Origin of the sequence: Pedobacter chitinilyticus (genome assembly GCF_003313385.1) — a bacterium.
Lineage (GTDB): Bacteria > Bacteroidota > Bacteroidia > Sphingobacteriales > Sphingobacteriaceae > Pedobacter > Pedobacter chitinilyticus.
Map to the genome: position 1 here is coordinate 73,960 of NZ_QMHN01000002.1, position 16,987 is coordinate 90,946.

Here is a 16,987-nt window from a genome sequence, read left to right on the forward strand (position 1 = left end):
GCCTAGTGCTGTTTTGATCTGATCTCCTGTGCCATGGCGGCAATCGCCTTTTTCATGTCCCCTCCGTTTTCGGCGGCAAATTCCATCAGCCTGACCTTTTCGGTCTGTTCAGTGGTATAGGCCAGGTATTCCTCAAGGCTTACCTCCGTTCGATAAACCTTGCTCAGCATACCGCCCAGGCTGATGAATACTTCCTTGTATTTTCTGAGCGGATCGTTGGACCTGTTGACCGATAGCACCAGTGCCTTTTCCTTTTCGGTAAGCCCGAGCAGTTCCTGTATCTGGTCGAACTTGTTCTGGTACTTGCTCTGATCGAGCAGTATCTTGCAATCGCTGTTGTTGATGATCGCCTGTTTGACCACAGGCGATGAAATGATATCCTCCACATCCTGGGTCACCACGATGGCTTCCCCGAAGAATTTCCTTACCGTTTTAAAGAGGTATTTGATGTACTCTGCGAAGCCTTCCTTCATCAGCGCTTTCCAAGCCTCTTCGATCAATATCATTTTCCTTACGCCTTTCATCTTTCTCATCTTGTTGATGAACACTTCCATGATGATGATCGTCACTACCGGGAACAGGATCGGATGGTCCTTAATGTTATCCAGCTCAAAGACGATGAAGCGCTCCTGCAGCAGGTTGAGGTTTTCTGTAGCGTTCAGCAGGTAATCGAACTCACCTCCTTCAGCATAGGGACGCAGCACGTAAAGGAAATTATTGATATCAAAATCCTTTTCCTTTACCTGTTGGCCATGCAGTACCGGGACATAATCATCCTTTAAAAAAGTATAAAAGGTATTGAAGCAGGGAAAGATTTCCGGGTACTGTTCAAGATGCGAATAGTAGCCCGTGATGGCGTTGGACAGTGCTACATACTCACTACGTTTGAATTCTTCATCATCCTTTTTCCAAAGTGCCAATAGCAGGGTCTTGATGCTCTCTTTTTTCTCCGTGTCCAGGCTATCGCCCTCTCCGATGTAAAAGGGATTGAACCTGATGGGGCTGCTTTCCGAATAGGTGAAATAATACCCCTTTACCATATCGCAGAGCCCCTTGTAGGAATGACCTACATCGACCAGTACGACATGCGTCCCCTGTTCGTAATAGCTCCTGACCATATGGTTGGTAAAAAATGATTTTCCGCTGCCCGATGGTCCGAGTATGAACTTGTTCCGGTTGGTACAGATGCCCATCTTCATCGGTTCATCACTGATATCGACATGCACTGGCCTTCCCGTTAGACGGTCTCCCAAACGGATGCCCATCGGACTGAGGGAGGACCGGTAACCGGTCTCCAGGTTCAAAAAACAGGTTGCCTGTTCGGTGAACGTATCGAAGGTATCGTTCATCGGAAAGTCGGCGGCATTGCCTGGAATGCCCGCCCAGAATATCTGAGGAGCACCGAGTGTTTCCTGTTTGGCCACTGCATCCATCTGTGCAAGTGCAGAGGAGACCATGTTCTTCAGGTCCTTCAGTTCCTCCCTGCTATCGCTCCATACCAGCACATTGAAGTGCGCCTTTACCGGCAGTCGCTGCTGGGAAATGGCCTCGTTCAGAAAATCGTTTGTCGCATCCCTTGCGATCAGGTTTTCCCTGCTATAAGCGGATAAGGATTGCAGCCGTAATCTCTTGCTTTCAAGCTTTTGTATCGTCTTTGCAGAATCTTCTATAAAAATATATTGGCTGTACAGGTGATTGCAGGGAAGTAACTGTCCAAGTGTGCAGGCAAAGCCAACAGAGAATTTTGTGCGGTCGGTCGAATATTTATCATAGTTGATCCTGCTACCGCATAGCGATGGAAGATCCTGTGCATCGGCCAGGGTATATAGCTGGCAGTATTTGTCACCGACCAGTAGGCCTTCATCGAAAACAATATCACGGATAATCATCTCCTCCCATTTATCGGAAAGCTGCATATATTTTTCGATCAGTCCCCTTTTGCGGCCCTGGCTTTTGAGCTGGTCAGCTTTGATCCGCTCGAGCTTTACGAAACCACTGTCCTCCATGATACGTCTGAACTGTCCGGTGCTATCCAGGAAATCCTGCAGCAGCTGCACGCTCAGGGTCTGCTCGGGAACAATGGTTGTGCGGATGAGATTGGAGAAAAGCGAGGTGCTGATCTTTCTGCCCGAAGGTTTTTTGGTGAGCATGATGTAGCACTCATGGTCAAGGAACGGCCTTTCGTTGAAGAAACGGTCGCTGCTCCTGTTCAAAAAACTATCATCGGCCTTATTGAAATCAGGCCGGAACGTGCTTTCTACAAACCAATCCTGCTTGCAGAAGATACTGTGTTTGGGAAGTATCTTGATGGCCTTGATCCACGCCTGATGAAAGGCTTCATACTCCTGGTTGGAAAGCGTGAATATTTCGGGCAGGTGAGCCCTGAATATAACGGTAATGTCCCCCGATTTGCTCAGTATACAATCGTGCTCCACATCCATGATTGGTAAAATTTCCTCCAGCCTCTTTTCCATCTCGTTTACCTAATTATTGGTTGTACTATCTATGTGTTATAGCAGCGGTCTTTTCCGTTTGCCCCGTGACTGCTTTTTTTCCTGCCTGGCGACCTCCTTCAGTTTCTCGGTCCTGACCATAAGGCTATCGGCAAGACGTTCCCTGTTGGCACGAATGGCCTCAGGTATATTGGTGTCTTTCATCGGTATGACCACCGCTTCCAGCTTGGGGCGGGCAGGGTATTTAACCAGCCATGCGGTCGGCCCCATACCACTCTTGATGCCATATCCCACAGGATCAAGCTCAAACTCGCTCGGCACTGCAATGGCCTTCACCTGTTCGGGAATTGATACGGCGTCATGGTCCAGCAGGTATTCGCATTTCTTTACGGTATCGTACAAGAACATATAGCGATCGTTCTCAAAGTCAGGCTCCAGCTGGTTCAGGTGGATCTTGGTAACGTGCGTCATGGGCTCTGAATGCACGTGTCTCAGTTCTGCCAAGCGCAGATCGATTGTAAACTCGTCACCGCAGATCTCGATCACAGGCAGCTTTCCGCTCAGGCGCATGGCCAGTTCGGCATCCACCAGATGTACCCTATTATCGCTGGTGCGGCTTTCCCTGTTGAAGGCTGAAATGGACTCCGCATCCTTCCAGAAATCTTCTTTGCCCAGCTCAAGCGGTAGCCTGATGTGGATGGCCTCCACAATGTCGTCAGGACCGTCCGAACCTCTTACCGGCATCATTGTCCTGGCGTCCAGCGACACCTTGTAGTGTCCACTATCTTCCACCAGCTCGGCCAGCAGGATCTTGCAATCGGAATTTTCAGACCGGACCAGCACCTGTTCCGCACTGTCCAAATGGAACAGTTCATCGGCAATCAGCACGCTATTCTCTTTCACCTGTATCGGATACCTCATCTCTCTGCTGCTTGGTTTAATTATGCTATAGCGCATTTCAAAACTTAAGGGAGCCCTTTCCCCTTTTTTATCTTCTTCTTCGCCATTGGTTCAAAGGTTCTTTTGTTTGAACTGAGGCTACAGATGTCTTCCTTTTTTTCTTTGCGGTTTTATCGTAAAGGGTAAATCATCTACGTAATCTCCTCTTTTGCGTTCAATATTTTTATGGATATGGTTTGCCACAAACGTTTCTGCTAATGGATAAATTCTTGCCTTTAGCTCATGTTGTAGCGGATATTTTCCCAATAGTGAAAGCTCATCAATGTTTTGCTTTCTTGCCACACCGATAGGATCAAGCCACAATTCATGAGGCAATTCTATCATGACGGTATTTGGTGGTTCCTTTGTTATTTTATCAATATCTAAGTTTACGATATGATGCTTCTTATGGTCATAAAGAAAAACATAATTACCGTTGCCATTAATCGAAAGCATTTTTAGGATGATCCTCTTTGTTTGGTCATCTACGCTGTGCAACTCACCAAGCCTTACATCCACATGGTATTCCTTGCCCGCTATATCAATTTGTGGCAGCACTCCTTTCAAGCGTTTTTCGATTAATTTGGGATCGCAGCTTAGTCCGCTATCATCGGTTGGTAGGCTCTGTCTTTCTAAACCGTACTTGATACAAATTCCTTCAGGATCTAAAACTACCATCTGTCCGATAATATGTTTTTCATAAAGCGGATGCGGTGTTTCTGAAAGCCCCTGCAGCATCGGCTCAACATGTAATGCATAGCCACCTCCTTCACGGTCCATATTGTGGAAACTCACCCTACAATCGGGATATTCCTTGTGCCTTAATTCTGCAAAGGCTACATCTACGATCATGCTGATCCCGTCTATGACTATCTCGGGTAATTTTCTTTGTGCCTTCATAAGTTGACTTTTATAAATAAGTTGCCTGGTTCCCTGAACTAATGGCTTTGGCTAATCGCTTTTGCTAATGCATTCAGTTCACTTTCAAAACTTGCGGGAACGCCCTTTTTCCTTCTTTGCTGACACCTTTTTGGCCCTTGGAACAATGTTTTCCGCGATGTGCTTCTTAATGTTTTCCTGTACAAGCTTATCGACGCCCATTTCTTCCCATTCGACCTTGCGAGCAACGTAGTGCATCCTGACACCTGTCTCCTTGAGGTTGCTCAACTCATCAACTCCCAGATAACGGTTGTAGCCGACACGGTCCATGTCCTCTGGCGATTGTATTTCGACCAGGATAAGGCCCTTTGGAATTTCAAGGATTTCGTTTGACACATGTCTTAGCTCATGCTTTACCGCGTCATAGGGAAAGATATAAGTGCCGCTTTGATCTGCACGATAGACTTCTATATCATCGAAACGGATACCAGCCGCGCTGAAATCATCTTTGGGCCTTAATTCCCGCAGGCGGTGATCTACGAAAAATATCTGTCCTGCGATATCTACCGTAACCAACATACCGGCCCTTCTTTGCTGAAGGGCTTGCTGATCGACGATCAGATCGAAATCTGTCTTACCGGCCATCTCATCCATCTTCAGGCCATACTTGCGGGCCATACCTTCGGGATCGAGCACCACCAGTTCGGGGATTTTTACCAGCTTCACATCTTTATCGCCAGTACGGACTATCTTAACAGCTCTTCTTTCCCCTTTTTTGAAATGAAACTGGTAACCATTTCCATTTTCGGACATGTCCTTCAATACCGAAATCGTATTGGTGGAATACATCTTATCACGAAGCTCCATCCTCTCGACATCTATCCAGAATTCAGCGCCATGGATTTTAAAGACAGGAAGGATCTCTGCTGTCGGGGGAGCAAGCTTTACAGGATCATTGGGCCTACCGAGATGTATATTCCATCGATGGTCCTTACTGAACGAGTTCATTTCCGATATGAACAGGGGATCGTTCCAAAATTCTTCCTGCATAATCTCATTGGGTACAAATACTCCAAAGGAAAGCCGTTGTGTATCCTCCCACTCCATAAGTTCCCGTTGCGGCAACCTTGTATCCTTGCGGAGCAGAGCTGTTGAATGCGGACCTTCATCTTTCATGTCGGCCAAATAAAGTATATCATCCGGTTTATCGATCCTGATAAAAGCCTGGTTTTCGAAATCTACCCTGTAGCCGATATCTGCGATGTATAAAATCTTCTCTTCCATTTTCTATTTCCTTTCCTGGTTTTTCAGTGTAATGAACTTTGCCCTGCTCCTTATCCTGATGGCTTTGGGAATACTCCTTTGGGCCAGCGTTTTCATCAGGCCATGCTCCCCATATTTGTTGCTCATCCCATAGATCTTCACAACAAGGACGGTTCCCAAAAAGCCGATGATTACCACACATATCAATGGCGGTAGGCCGATGATGTACATAATGGCAAACACGATCAACAGCGCCACCACCCCCGCCCCGAGGTACCAGATGTACTGTGCCTTCAATCCCTTGAATTCAATGCTCTGGTTAATGCCCTTGTTGATTTGATATACACTGTTGCTCATTTTGATATTTTTGGTAATGTTGGATTAAAGTTCCCGGTGTACGATGGCGATGATGGCATGGCGCAGCTTAGTGTTGTCGACTTCCGCTTCGGTCGAAAAGCCAAAACCTTCAAAAGCATCGGCACAGCGTTCCATGATGCCTATGACCTTCGAGGTAAGTACACCCTGCTCCCTTAGTGCCGTAAACTCGCGCGGATACTCCTGCTCGATAACGGCCTTGAGGTAATTGAATTTTGAAGGCAGTAGTTCTGCCGTCATCAATGCCATATACCGCTCTATCATTTCATCATTGGTCATCCGTGCTATGTGGTGTTTTTCCAACTGCTCCATAGCAAGCTCAACTTTGTCATTGATGTACTGTGGAATGGAAAAACCACCTGTCCTCACCAATAGCTCCGGATTGTTCACCACGATATAGTGGTGCAGTCTTTCTTTCAGCAACTCTTTCATCGTGTTATGCTATATGCCAAAGAATGATCTGATCACCGTTGCCACCACTACCAGGAAAACGCAGCTGCCAAACCAGGCACTGGCCACCTTGCTGGTATCGGGATCGCCCGCATTCCATTTCTGGTACACCTTGATCGCCCCGATCAGGCCCAGGATCGCACCGATGGCGTACATCAGCTGCGTTCCCGAATTGAAATATCCCCTGACCTCGTTGTTGGCCGCATCGATCCCCGCGTTGCCACCCTGTGCACTTGCCTGCCAGGCCATAAAATTCAGCAGTGCCCACACTGCAATTCCCACAGCTCCCGCTGCGCTTCTGATCTTATCTTTCTCACTTTTCATATCCTTGATCTTTATTCTCTTTAAAAAAGGGAGCGGACAGCATCACGCCTTTCCCCAGCACCAATCCCGCTGCCCGTCTCCCCGTTGTACCGGAGCCGTAAACCACCCTACTTGCCTACTATGAAACCGGTCTCCGGTAATGCTTAGCGGGACAGGTTCTCCCACTCCTGCTCCAGTTCCTGCTCACTGAACGCTATCCCGCAATTTTCTCTGGCCTTTTCAATGATGTAGTTGTTGAGCGCATATCGGTAGCCGGGACGGCCCAACCCGCCAAAGCTTGCAACTCTTGAGCGGAGCTGATTGAGCAGCTCCTGTTTGGTTGCCTGTTTTCCCGGCTCCAACATATGCGCGATATCCTCGATGGTCCCTTCCAGATCCACCATCAGTTCGCCCAGCGGACTGTCATCGGTCTTCTCTTCCCATGCGTCTGTCTCTGTTTTTGTCGCTCTGCGATCCCTGATGCGCAGCAGCATCTCCTTCCTGTAGTAGATCAGCAGCACGGCCACGTAGTAGAGCGTAATCAGTACCGCCGCTGCCATCAGGTACTGTCCCCATGTAATGTCTTTGAATAAGTTGCTCATCGTCGTATCGATTAATGGTTATTGAAATCTTCGATACAAAGTTGGCCACGGCAACAGCGCATCTCTGACACCGCCATAGCACTACCAACTATTATTTTTGATTTTTTTTAAAAGGGCGGGATAGCGGCTGGGATCGGGTTTCAAGTGGAATTGAATGGAAGCGATATGAATTTTCCGCTGAAAAGAGTACACCGCTGCTGGAGTACCGATTTTCTATTTGCGCTCTTCGCTTTGGCAAGGCATCACCAACCTTAATGATTGTGCAAGAAAATAGAGATGCCAACTAGTGCAATTACAAAGATTGTTCTCATTGCAGAAGGTAGCACAAGTGCTAAAATCAGCTAGGGAAACACAAAAATTTTCAGCTCTGCAATCATCGTAGGACGCTAGGGAAACCATGGGCCGCGTAAAGAGATATCCTCTTGAACATTTTTTTCATCTGCCAGCCGTGACTATTTCTTTGGCAAACGTCTTATAGGAAAACAGTCGAAATCATGGGCAACAGACAGGATATCAGAGATCAGTTCTACAGTTACCTTCAGGGTACGGCAGATGCCAGAATTATAGAAGGGCTTTTTACATACTTTGCAACTGACCAGAGCAAAGTGCATCTTTCTGAATTGGTTAATGAAGCATTCGAAGATCAAACTGACGCTGATCCTGCCCTGTTGGCCAAGGTTGTACCGATTACCGATCGTGTAGGTATGAAGTTGGCTGAGCAGGTTAGACCAACAGATCAACGTCGAATGCTCTGGAAACAGGGATACACCATTATCGCTATCGCTGCGACCATATTGCTGGCGATCGCTTCTTTCCTGTACCTGAAGAATACTTCAATGCAAATGGAAATGCAGCAACACATCTTTGCCCTTGATGCCGCACCGGGTACCAACCGTGCCACACTGAAGTTATCGGACGGCAGGGTGATCGATCTTTCTTCGGCAGCCAATGGTAGCATCTCCGATCGAAACGGAATGCAGATCAGCAAGACTGCAGATGGCCAACTGGATTATCAAGGTGCAGAGAAAGGAACTGCACTGACCAATACCGTCACAACACCAAATGGAGGCCAGTATCAGGTGCGTTTGCCTGATGGCACCAAAGTATGGCTAAACGCCGCCTCATCTATTTCCTATGCAACAGATTTGTCTATATCCAACAAACGTATAGTCTATTTGAGCGGCGAAGCCTACTTTGAGGTTGCACATGACCGTGCAAGGCCATTCATCGTAGATACCAAGGAACAACAGATAGAAGTACTGGGAACACATTTTAACGTGAACAGCTATGCAGATGAGGGCCGCACGACAACAACACTTTCCGAAGGCTCTGTGAAGGTGACCCGTGATCAACAACATGTTACGCTCAAGCCCGGCCAGCAGGCAACGGGTGAAGGAAGTTCATTGCAGGTAATGCCTGCCGACATGGAGACTGCCCTTGCATGGAAGAACGGCAACCTTGCCTTCAAAAGTGCACCCCTCGAACAGATCATGAGACAGGTACAACGCTGGTATGATGTCGAGGTAGTCTACCAGGGTAAGGTCCGCCACCGGGTTTTCAGCGGTGGCATCCCGCGCAGCAGTAAGCTCTCCGTGCTGCTAAAAGTACTTTCCGACAGTGGAGTAAAATTTGAAATGAAAGAAACCCCTCAGGGTAAAACGCTCGTAATCCATGAATAAAACAACACAATGATTACAGTTAAAACCGAGCGCCTATGTAACATCCAACAGAACCAAAAATTAGGTTAAATAGTTAATTAAGACCCAATAAAAAACCGGGCTGATTCTGATCAATCAGTCCGGCAAATTTGGGACTACTGTTTTGCCTGTTAAGACAATCATTTTTCCAAAACCCCAAACAGAACAAAAGTATGAAATTATTTACATGCGGCAATGCCTGTCTTTTCAGGTGTTCGCGGCAGGTTGCATATTGGTTGCCCAAACAGGTACAAAATGCAAGACTATTAAAACAGATTATCATGCGCGCCTATCTCACAGCAGTTGTAATCACCTTGGCATTCGTAAATGTCAGTGCAGGCCTACGTGCGCAGAGCGTGACGCTGAAAGTCCAAAACGCCAAGCTCGTGCAGGTGTTCTCAGAGATCAAAAAACAGACTGGTTACCAGTTCTGGTACGAGGATAACATACTGGACAATTCCAAGAACGTATCGCTAGACCTTAGCAACGTATCGATAACTACAGCGCTTGAGACCACACTCAAAAACCAGTCACTGGAGTTTACCATCAATGACAAAACGATTGTGATCCGTGAGAAGGAGAAGAATTTATTCGACCGAATTATCGATGTATTTGCGCTGATCAACGTCAATGGCCGAGTTACCGATGAGAACAACCAGTCGATGGCTGGCGCGACAATAAAAGTAAAGGGTACAAACAAGCAAGCTCAGACAAACCGCAATGGTGAATTCTATCTGGAGAACGTCTCTGAAGACGCAATAATCGAGATCACTTTCCTAGGATACATCAAGCAGGAACTTAAGGCGAGGCCAAATATCAGCGTGCAGATGGAGCCGATCCCGAACGAACTGCAACAGGTGACGATCAACAAGGGATATTATAGCACCACAAGTGAGCTCAATACGGGTTCGGTGAGCACCGTCACAGCCTCCGATCTCTCCAGACAGCCCGTAAGCAATCCCTTGATGGCCCTCCACGGAAAGGTGACAGGCCTCTACCTGAGCCAGCAGAGCGGCGTACCGGGATCACCGATGACCGTTCGCCTGCGCGGTCTTAACAGCATTGCCAACGGAAACGATCCGCTGTTCATCCTCGATGGTGTACCATTTAGTTCAGCGGGCATTAACAATGCCAATGTATCCTCCGGGGGGACCTCGACCAGTCCCTTTTCGACCATAGGAATGGAAAACATCGAAAGCATCACGGTACTGAAGGATGCTGATGCCACGGCCATCTACGGAAGCAGGGGCGCAAACGGAGTCATCCTGATTACCACCAAAAAGGGAAAAGCGGGTTCCACCCGCGTGGATGCCAACTTTAACCAGGGATTTGGAATGGCAGTCAACCGATATGACCTGATGGACACCCAGCAATATCTGGAGATGCGCCGCGAGGCGTTTGCCAACGACAATGCCACCATACCTTCTACGGCCTACGATATCAACGGTACGTGGGACCAGAATAGCTATACCGATTGGGAGAAGATTTTTTTGGGCGGAACAAGTACACTGACCAATGCTTCGGCCAGTGTTTCCGGAGGGACCGACCTGTTGCAGTTTCTGATCTCGGGAAGTTATAGGAACGAAACGGCAGTCAATCCCGGCAACTTCCGCAACCGAAAGGTCGGAGTCCATTCCAATATCACCAACCGATCCGCAAACGGGAGGTTCAACAGTAGCCTTACCCTGGGCTATCTCAGGGACAACAACCTGCTGCCGACCCTGGACTACGCCAGCCAGATCTTGCTTCCCCCAAATACACCCTCGATCTACAATCCGGACGGCACACTGAACTGGGCCAATTCGACCTGGTCGAACCCTTTCGGACCGATCAATAACAACTACAGCAGCTCCGCTGCCGAGAACCTTTCCGGCGCGCTGAATCTCAGCTATGCCGTCATCGATGGCCTTAACATCAGTGCAAGGCTTGGCTACAACAGGATCAGTACCGAAACGCACAACGTGTTTCCGGCATCCGGAAAGAACCCCGCCAACCCAATCGTTCCGGCCAGCAGGCGCCATGAGCTAGGCACCAGGGCCACTGCTTCATGGATCGTAGAGCCTGCCATCAACTATGGCAGGAACATTGGAAAGGGAAAACTGGAAGCAACCATCGGAGCAACCTTTCAGGACACCAACTATTCGGGGGCATCCTTTGTCGGACTGGGCTTTAATTCGGATGCCCTGATGGAAGACTTCGGCGCGGCAGGCACCATCAGCTCCGCCCCGACGCAGTTTGGCAAATACCGTTATAATGCCCTTTTTGCAAGGGCCGGCTACACCTATAGGGAAAGATATGTCATAAATCTCACTGGCAGGCGCGACGGAAGCAGCAGGTTCGGGCCTGGCAAGCGGTTTGGCAACTTTGGTGCGATCGGCGCGGCATGGCTCTTCGCCAAGGAAAAGGGTATCATAGAGCTTCTTCCGATCCTGAGCAGCGGTAAGCTAAGGGCCAGTTATGGCATTACGGGAAACGACCAGTTATCCGACTACAAGTACCTTTCGACCTACAGTTCCAGCGGGCTGACCTATCAAGGCATTTCGGGCCTCAACGCCACACAGCTCACCAATCCCGACTATAGTTGGGAGAACGTGAAGAAACTTGAGGCGGCCATCGAGTTCGGCTTAATGAAAGAAAGGATGACCCTGCTTGCTGGGTGGTACAGAAACCGCACGGGAAACCAATTGGTGGGCTATCCCCTTCCCTCGATCACCGGCTTTACCAGCGTACAGGCCAACCTGCCGGCAGTGGTACAGAACCAGGGCTGGGAGTTGGAGGCGAGCGGCATCCTGGTCCATCAAAATGGTCTCCAATGGACCCTTGGCGCCAACATCAGCATCCCCAAGAACAAACTGGTCTCCTACCCGAACCTAGCTGCCAGCAGCTATGCCAACAGGTACATCATCGGCGAGCCGCTTTTCATCAACCAGAGATACCACCTTACGGGTGTTGATCCGCAAACCGGCGTCTATACCTTCACAGACCGCAATGTTGATGGTTCGATTACCAGTGCCTTTGACCGTTTTCCGGTCTTTGTTGGCCAGCGTTTCTTTGGCGGACTCTCCAGTGAGTTTAGCTACAAGGGTATCGAGCTGAGTGTACTGTTCCAGTTCGTCAAACAGCAGGGCTACGATAATAATATCACCTCGGCGCCTGGAAGGTTCGTTAGCGGACTGGGCAACGTTTCGCAGAGACTGCTTGACCGTTGGCGCAAGCCGGGCGATGTGGCCGCCTTCCAGAAATATACCCCGTCCACTTCAAGCCCGGCAGGTGCGGCATACGCCCTTTATCAGCTTAGCGATGGGATTATCACCGACAAGTCCTTTGTACGCATGCGCAACATCACCCTTTCCTACAGCTTGCCAAAGAGCATGCTGAAACATATCGGTATCGCGGGACTAAAGGTCTACGCTCAGGGACAGAACCTGTTGACCTTTACCAGGTACAAGGGCGTAGATCCCGAGATCTCGGCACTGGACCTTGCCACGCCCTCGATGAAAATGACCACATTCGGTCTTCAGGTATCCATTAACTAAACCAATGCACCATGAAAAAGAAACTATATACGATAATGCTCCTTTCAGTGCTTCTGATGCGCTGCGAGAAGTTCGTCGACGTGGGCGAACCAAAGAACCAACTGGTGACCGCCTCGGTATTCGAGAACGATGGACACGCCATAGCGGCCATTACCAATATCTATTCCCAGATGATCAACAAGGGCAACAGTTACCTGTTGCCATACTACACAGGTATTGCAGGCGATGAGCTGACCAACTATTCCACCAACGGCCTGTACGTACAGCTTTACCAGAACAGTGTCCAGCCGCTGGATGCGCCAACCAACAGTTTTTGGGACAGTGCCTATAGCAGCATCTATCTGGCCAATGCCGCCTACGAGGGGTGCGATAGGTCAAGAGGAATGAGCAGTTCGGTGAAAAAACAGCTGATGGCCGAAGCGCGATTTGTACGTGCCTTCTGGTACTTCTACCTGATCAACCTGTTCGGGGATGTTCCGCTGATCACCGGCACCGACTATCAGGCCAATGCCATTGCGGCAAGGAGCTCAAAGAACAACGTGTACGATCAGATCGTAAGTGATCTAGACTACGCCGTACAGAACCTGAACACAGGCTACGTAGATGCAAGTTCCGTGAGCACCTATAGCGAGCGTATCAGGCCCAACCAATTTGCAGCGCGTGCCCTGCTGGCACGTACATACCTGTACATGGGAAACTGGGCCAAGGCCGAAGAGCTATCGAGCACGGTCATCGCCAATACGGCAACCTATGATCTGGCAAGCCTTTCGGGTGCCTTTCTGAAGAACAACAAGGAGGCCATCTGGCAGCTGAGCAAGCCGGACAACGTCGGCAACCTATCCACCCAGGAGGGACAGGGCTTTATCCTAATTAACAAACCGATCGTCACTGGCGTGCTGAACTGTTCGGCGATCAGCCCGCAGCTGCTGGGGGCATTTGCATCCAACGACCTGCGCCTCTCTACTTGGATAGCCAGCTATATCGATAAGACCGTTACGCCGAACGTTACCTATTACTTCAGCAACAAATACAGGGAGCGCAACAATACCACGTCGGTAGAATACACCACGCCCCTGAGGCTTGCAGAGCAGTACCTGATCCGCGCAGAGGCGCGCAACGAACAGAACAACACTGGCGGCGCAAGGGACGACCTTAACAAGGTCCGTTCAAGGACGGGTACCGGAAATACGTCGGCAACCACGCAGGCTGACCTGCGCGTGGCCATATTGAAGGAGCGCCAACTGGAGCTGTTCACCGAATGGGGACAGCGTTGGATGGACCTCAAGCGCACGGGCAATATTAATACTGTGATGGCAACGGTCGCCACCACCAAGGGTGCAATTTGGAACAGCAACAAGCAGCTCTTCCCTATCCCGCAAAAGGATATCGAGGCCAACAGGAACCTAAAACAGAATACAGGATATAACTAAAAGAAAACATGTTAAGATTAAAGATAATGCTGGTACTGATGACCTTTCTGGTACCGGCTATCGCTCTCAATTCAAATGCACAGAACCACGATGACGATGAAGTCGACTATCCGAAGGTCGGCGAGCAGATCAAAGACCATACCTTCACCGACCTGGAGAACTTTCCAAAGAAAGAAGTGAAGATCAGTGATTTTAGGGGCAAGTGGTTGATATTGGATGTTTGGGGATATGCATGTGGAAGTTGCATTCTCAGCTTTCCGAAAATGAATAAATTGGCAAAGCAATTTGAAAAAAGGGTTCAATTAATCATGGTTGGAGAATATTCAAAAACTGGTCAAAGTTATAAAAGAACTAAAGATACTTTTGCGGATTTAAAGAGAGAACATGAGCTTACCTTTACAGTAGCTTACGATAGTACATTTTATAAAAAATATGATGTAAAGTTTGAACCATTTATATTAGTGATTGACCCCAGTGGAAAAATAGTTGCAAAAACAAAGGCTGTGGATGAAACGCAGTTAACCGAATTGCTTCAAGGAAAAAATCCAGCATTCACAAGAGCTTTTTCAAAACATGAAAAGATAGAATATAATGAATCAATTCCTCTATTAACAACTGGAACTTTGGCTAACGGTGGAATCGATACCGCATTCCTTAGCAGGTCATTGTTGATGAGATTCAATCACAATATCCCTTATTTGTTTCAGAAACCACTAACTCATAAAGACAGTGAGGCAGTAAAAACTGGCCATTTCGAAGTATCCAAAATTGGATTAAGCGGTCTTTACAAGTTTGCATACTTTGGCTCTGATGAGTTTACATTTGGAAGTTCAGATTATATTAAGTTCAATACAAATCTGGCATTGGAAGTAAAAGATAAAAAACCATTTTTCGAAAGTAAGGCGACCTTGGAAGGCCTTTATGCATATAGTTTGAAAATCCCTAAAAAGTACTCTTCAACAAATTCAATCATGCATGCGATACAGAATGATTTAAGCCGAAACTTCCCATACAATATCACTATTGAAAAAAGAAAGGCAGAAGTGTATAAGCTGATTGTAATCGATAGTAACTTAGCAAATAATATAAAAACGAAAGGAAATACCAGTTCTAGTTTTATAGTTGGAAAAGTTTTTAGTAAAGGCTATTCAGTAACAAATAAAAGTATAGCAAAATTTCTAGTTGTCTTTCTAAAATGCCTTCCGCCAAAAAGTAAGTTGATCGATAGGACAGGAATTGAATTTAACGTTGATATGCAAATTTTAGCAAACATGTATATAAAATCAGATGTAAACAATGCCTTGAAACAACTCGGTTTACAGATTGTGTCTGGATTCGAAGACTTTGAAACAATTGTAGTGCGAGATAAATAACTCAGATGAAAAAGGGCCGATAGGTGATCGGCCCTTTGAATAATTAGAAACCCTGATTCTGTTCGAGTGGCTTATTACAGCCAGGAAGTTCGTAAAGCTGATGAGCACCATCGCTTGTTGTTTCGTAAGTACAACCAACCCCTTCTATGTCACAGTCAATGTCAAGGAAGTCATTGGTACAGCCAGTCATGTTTATTTCATCCTGATAATAATACACAGTTTTCCATACTTGTGTTTTTGTGGTTGCAAACGCAGTTCCTACTGCGAACAACAGGGCGAATACACCCAATAAAGCATTTTTTTTCATGTTGTTTTTTAGTTTAAGTGGTTTAAAGATCAGCCCTCGTCAAGGCCAAGTGTGCACAGTATTATACGTACAGATCGGCAGCGGTCTGCCGTTGTACGGGCGGTCTCCGCTTTAACCAGATGGCTAATGCGGCAAGCAGCGTAAAGAAGATGTTGAAGAAGAAATGCTGTTTCCAGGTAAGCTCACGTATCAGTCCCCCGCATGAGCACGGCAGATGATCTTGCGTAAATACGAGTGCGGAAACATAGGCCGTAAAGGCGATCATCAGTGCAAGTGATCCCCATAGACCTAGCGTCCTTGTCCGCGGTACAAAGAGCAGTATTGAAATTGCAAACTCGATGAGCGGTAGCAGGATAGAAAGTGGTGCGGCCCACTCTCCGACAAATGGCGACCTTCCAAGATCCTTTACATAGATCGAATAGATGAACAGTTTGCTGAATGCCGTATAAAGGAAAAGGATGATGAATGCATAGGCAATGGTGTCGATAATGGTAGCGCGTTTCATAGGTATTTTTGTTTAGTCGATTTCTTCAATGGTTCCCAATAGCTTTGTTGTATTGGCCTGTCCCTCGAACACGCCGCGCAGGTTGCGGTCACGGTCATAGATGGCAAGCAGCGGCGTGGTAGCAGAATGGAAATGCCTCGGAAAATACATTTGGTAGTCATACGCAAGCATTATGTTCGGATACCTCTCCATGTGATAATGCCTTCTAAAGATGTCCACGCTCTTCAGACCGTGGATCGTGAGGAAAACAATGTTCGTTCTGCGTAGCTTATCGATGTGCAGCAACAGGGTATCGGTCTCCTGCTGGCATCCAAGACAGTCCGCATCAAATAATACGAACAGGTAAGGGACATCACGCGGCAGCTGCGATGTACTGATCGTAGAGCTATCAGAAAGCATCAGGTTAAAGTTGGGCATCCTTGCCAGTCTGTCCTCACGGCATGAGCCGTAAAAAAATAACAGGGCTAGTGCCACGATTAGGCCAAAGCAATGGTTCTTCATCGTACAAAATTTTTCAGAAGCCGTTTTCTTCGAACAGGCTCACGCGGCAATTTTGCCTGTCGTACAACTGGCGAAAACCGATCGCTGTTTCCTGGAAGCACTCCCCTTCCCCGACCTGGCAATCGACATAAAGTTCTTCCGCTAGGCAAACGTTCTTTTCGATATCATCATCCCAGAAATAAACCACACGGCTTGTGCGGCTATGGGTAGTTGCGTATGCAGACGATGCTGCAACCAGCAGCGCAAGCATAGCTGAGGAAAGATTTGGTTTCATGGCAAAGAGGTCTAATGGTTATACCCTTCAAATCTAGGTTCGGCACCAGTATAGACCATTATGATATCTGTCCGCTTAATTGTAAATATTGTCCGGAAAG

General features: G+C 47.7%; 16 protein-coding genes. 4 read left to right on the forward strand and 12 right to left on the reverse strand.

All coding sequences use genetic code 11. The features are described 5' to 3' along the window. Positions 1–2: 2 nt before the first annotated feature. The 8 genes from DUT70_RS07215 to DUT70_RS07250 form a co-directional block, all read right to left on the reverse strand. Positions 3–2,474, reverse strand: a complete 2,472-nt coding sequence (locus DUT70_RS07215) for a TraG family conjugative transposon ATPase (protein WP_113646659.1) — start codon at positions 2,472–2,474, stop codon at positions 3–5. Positions 2,475–2,510: 36 nt separating this feature from the next. Next, positions 2,511–3,374: a hypothetical protein gene (locus DUT70_RS07220; RefSeq protein ID WP_128353327.1), complete on the reverse strand. Its 864-nt coding sequence runs from the start codon at positions 3,372–3,374 to the stop codon at positions 2,511–2,513. 117 nt (positions 3,375–3,491) lie between these two features. Next, positions 3,492–4,292, reverse strand: a complete 801-nt coding sequence (locus DUT70_RS07225) for a hypothetical protein (protein ID WP_113646661.1) — start codon at positions 4,290–4,292, stop codon at positions 3,492–3,494. A gap of 84 nt (positions 4,293–4,376) precedes the next feature. Next, positions 4,377–5,555, reverse strand: a complete 1,179-nt coding sequence (locus DUT70_RS07230) for a hypothetical protein (RefSeq protein WP_113646662.1) — start codon at positions 5,553–5,555, stop codon at positions 4,377–4,379. A gap of 3 nt (positions 5,556–5,558) precedes the next feature. Beyond that, positions 5,559–5,891 (reverse strand): DUF4133 domain-containing protein, encoded by a 333-nt coding sequence (locus DUT70_RS07235; protein WP_113646663.1) that lies wholly within the window; start codon positions 5,889–5,891, stop codon positions 5,559–5,561. Between the two features lie 24 nt (positions 5,892–5,915). Further along, positions 5,916–6,341, reverse strand: coding sequence for a hypothetical protein (locus DUT70_RS07240; protein ID WP_113646664.1), 426 nt, complete (start codon positions 6,339–6,341; stop codon positions 5,916–5,918). A gap of 9 nt (positions 6,342–6,350) precedes the next feature. Continuing rightward, complete coding sequence (locus DUT70_RS07245; protein WP_113646665.1) at positions 6,351–6,683, reverse strand: DUF4134 domain-containing protein; 333 nt, start codon at positions 6,681–6,683, stop codon at positions 6,351–6,353. A gap of 143 nt (positions 6,684–6,826) precedes the next feature. After that, on the reverse strand, positions 6,827–7,264 hold the full coding sequence (locus DUT70_RS07250; RefSeq protein ID WP_113646666.1) for a hypothetical protein: 438 nt from the start codon (positions 7,262–7,264) through the stop codon (positions 6,827–6,829). A gap of 494 nt (positions 7,265–7,758) precedes the next feature. Here DUT70_RS07250 and DUT70_RS07255 point away from each other — a divergent pair, with 494 nt between their 5' ends. From DUT70_RS07255 to DUT70_RS07270, 4 genes are all read left to right on the forward strand, one after another. Continuing rightward, entirely contained in the window at positions 7,759–8,943 is a 1,185-nt protein-coding gene (locus DUT70_RS07255) for a FecR family protein (RefSeq protein ID WP_113646667.1), read from the forward strand. Between the two features lie 191 nt (positions 8,944–9,134). Beyond that, positions 9,135–12,497, forward strand: a complete 3,363-nt coding sequence (locus tag DUT70_RS07260) for a SusC/RagA family TonB-linked outer membrane protein (protein WP_113646668.1) — start codon at positions 9,135–9,137, stop codon at positions 12,495–12,497. Positions 12,498–12,508: 11 nt separating this feature from the next. Then, the gene (locus DUT70_RS07265; protein ID WP_113646669.1) at positions 12,509–13,927 is read left to right on the forward strand and encodes a RagB/SusD family nutrient uptake outer membrane protein; all 1,419 of its coding nucleotides are present in this window, start codon (positions 12,509–12,511) and stop codon (positions 13,925–13,927) included. 8 nt (positions 13,928–13,935) lie between these two features. After that, positions 13,936–15,300: a TlpA family protein disulfide reductase gene (locus DUT70_RS07270; RefSeq protein ID WP_113646670.1), complete on the forward strand. Its 1,365-nt coding sequence runs from the start codon at positions 13,936–13,938 to the stop codon at positions 15,298–15,300. Between the two features lie 43 nt (positions 15,301–15,343). On the opposite strand, the gene DUT70_RS07275 is transcribed toward DUT70_RS07270, so the two are convergent. The 4 genes from DUT70_RS07275 to DUT70_RS07290 all read right to left on the reverse strand — a co-directional run bounded on the left by DUT70_RS07275 (position 15,344) and on the right by DUT70_RS07290 (position 16,887). Next, a complete protein-coding gene (locus tag DUT70_RS07275) occupies positions 15,344–15,607 on the reverse strand; it encodes a DUF6520 family protein (RefSeq protein WP_113646671.1) in 264 nt (87 codons plus the stop codon). Between the two features lie 61 nt (positions 15,608–15,668). Beyond that, positions 15,669–16,112 (reverse strand): MauE/DoxX family redox-associated membrane protein, encoded by a 444-nt coding sequence (locus DUT70_RS07280; protein WP_113646672.1) that lies wholly within the window; start codon positions 16,110–16,112, stop codon positions 15,669–15,671. A 12-nt stretch (positions 16,113–16,124) separates the two neighbouring features. After that, entirely contained in the window at positions 16,125–16,613 is a 489-nt protein-coding gene (locus DUT70_RS07285; RefSeq protein WP_113646673.1) for a peroxiredoxin family protein, read from the reverse strand. A 13-nt stretch (positions 16,614–16,626) separates the two neighbouring features. Beyond that, entirely contained in the window at positions 16,627–16,887 is a 261-nt protein-coding gene (locus DUT70_RS07290) for a hypothetical protein (protein ID WP_113646674.1), read from the reverse strand. Positions 16,888–16,987 lie beyond the last annotated feature (100 nt).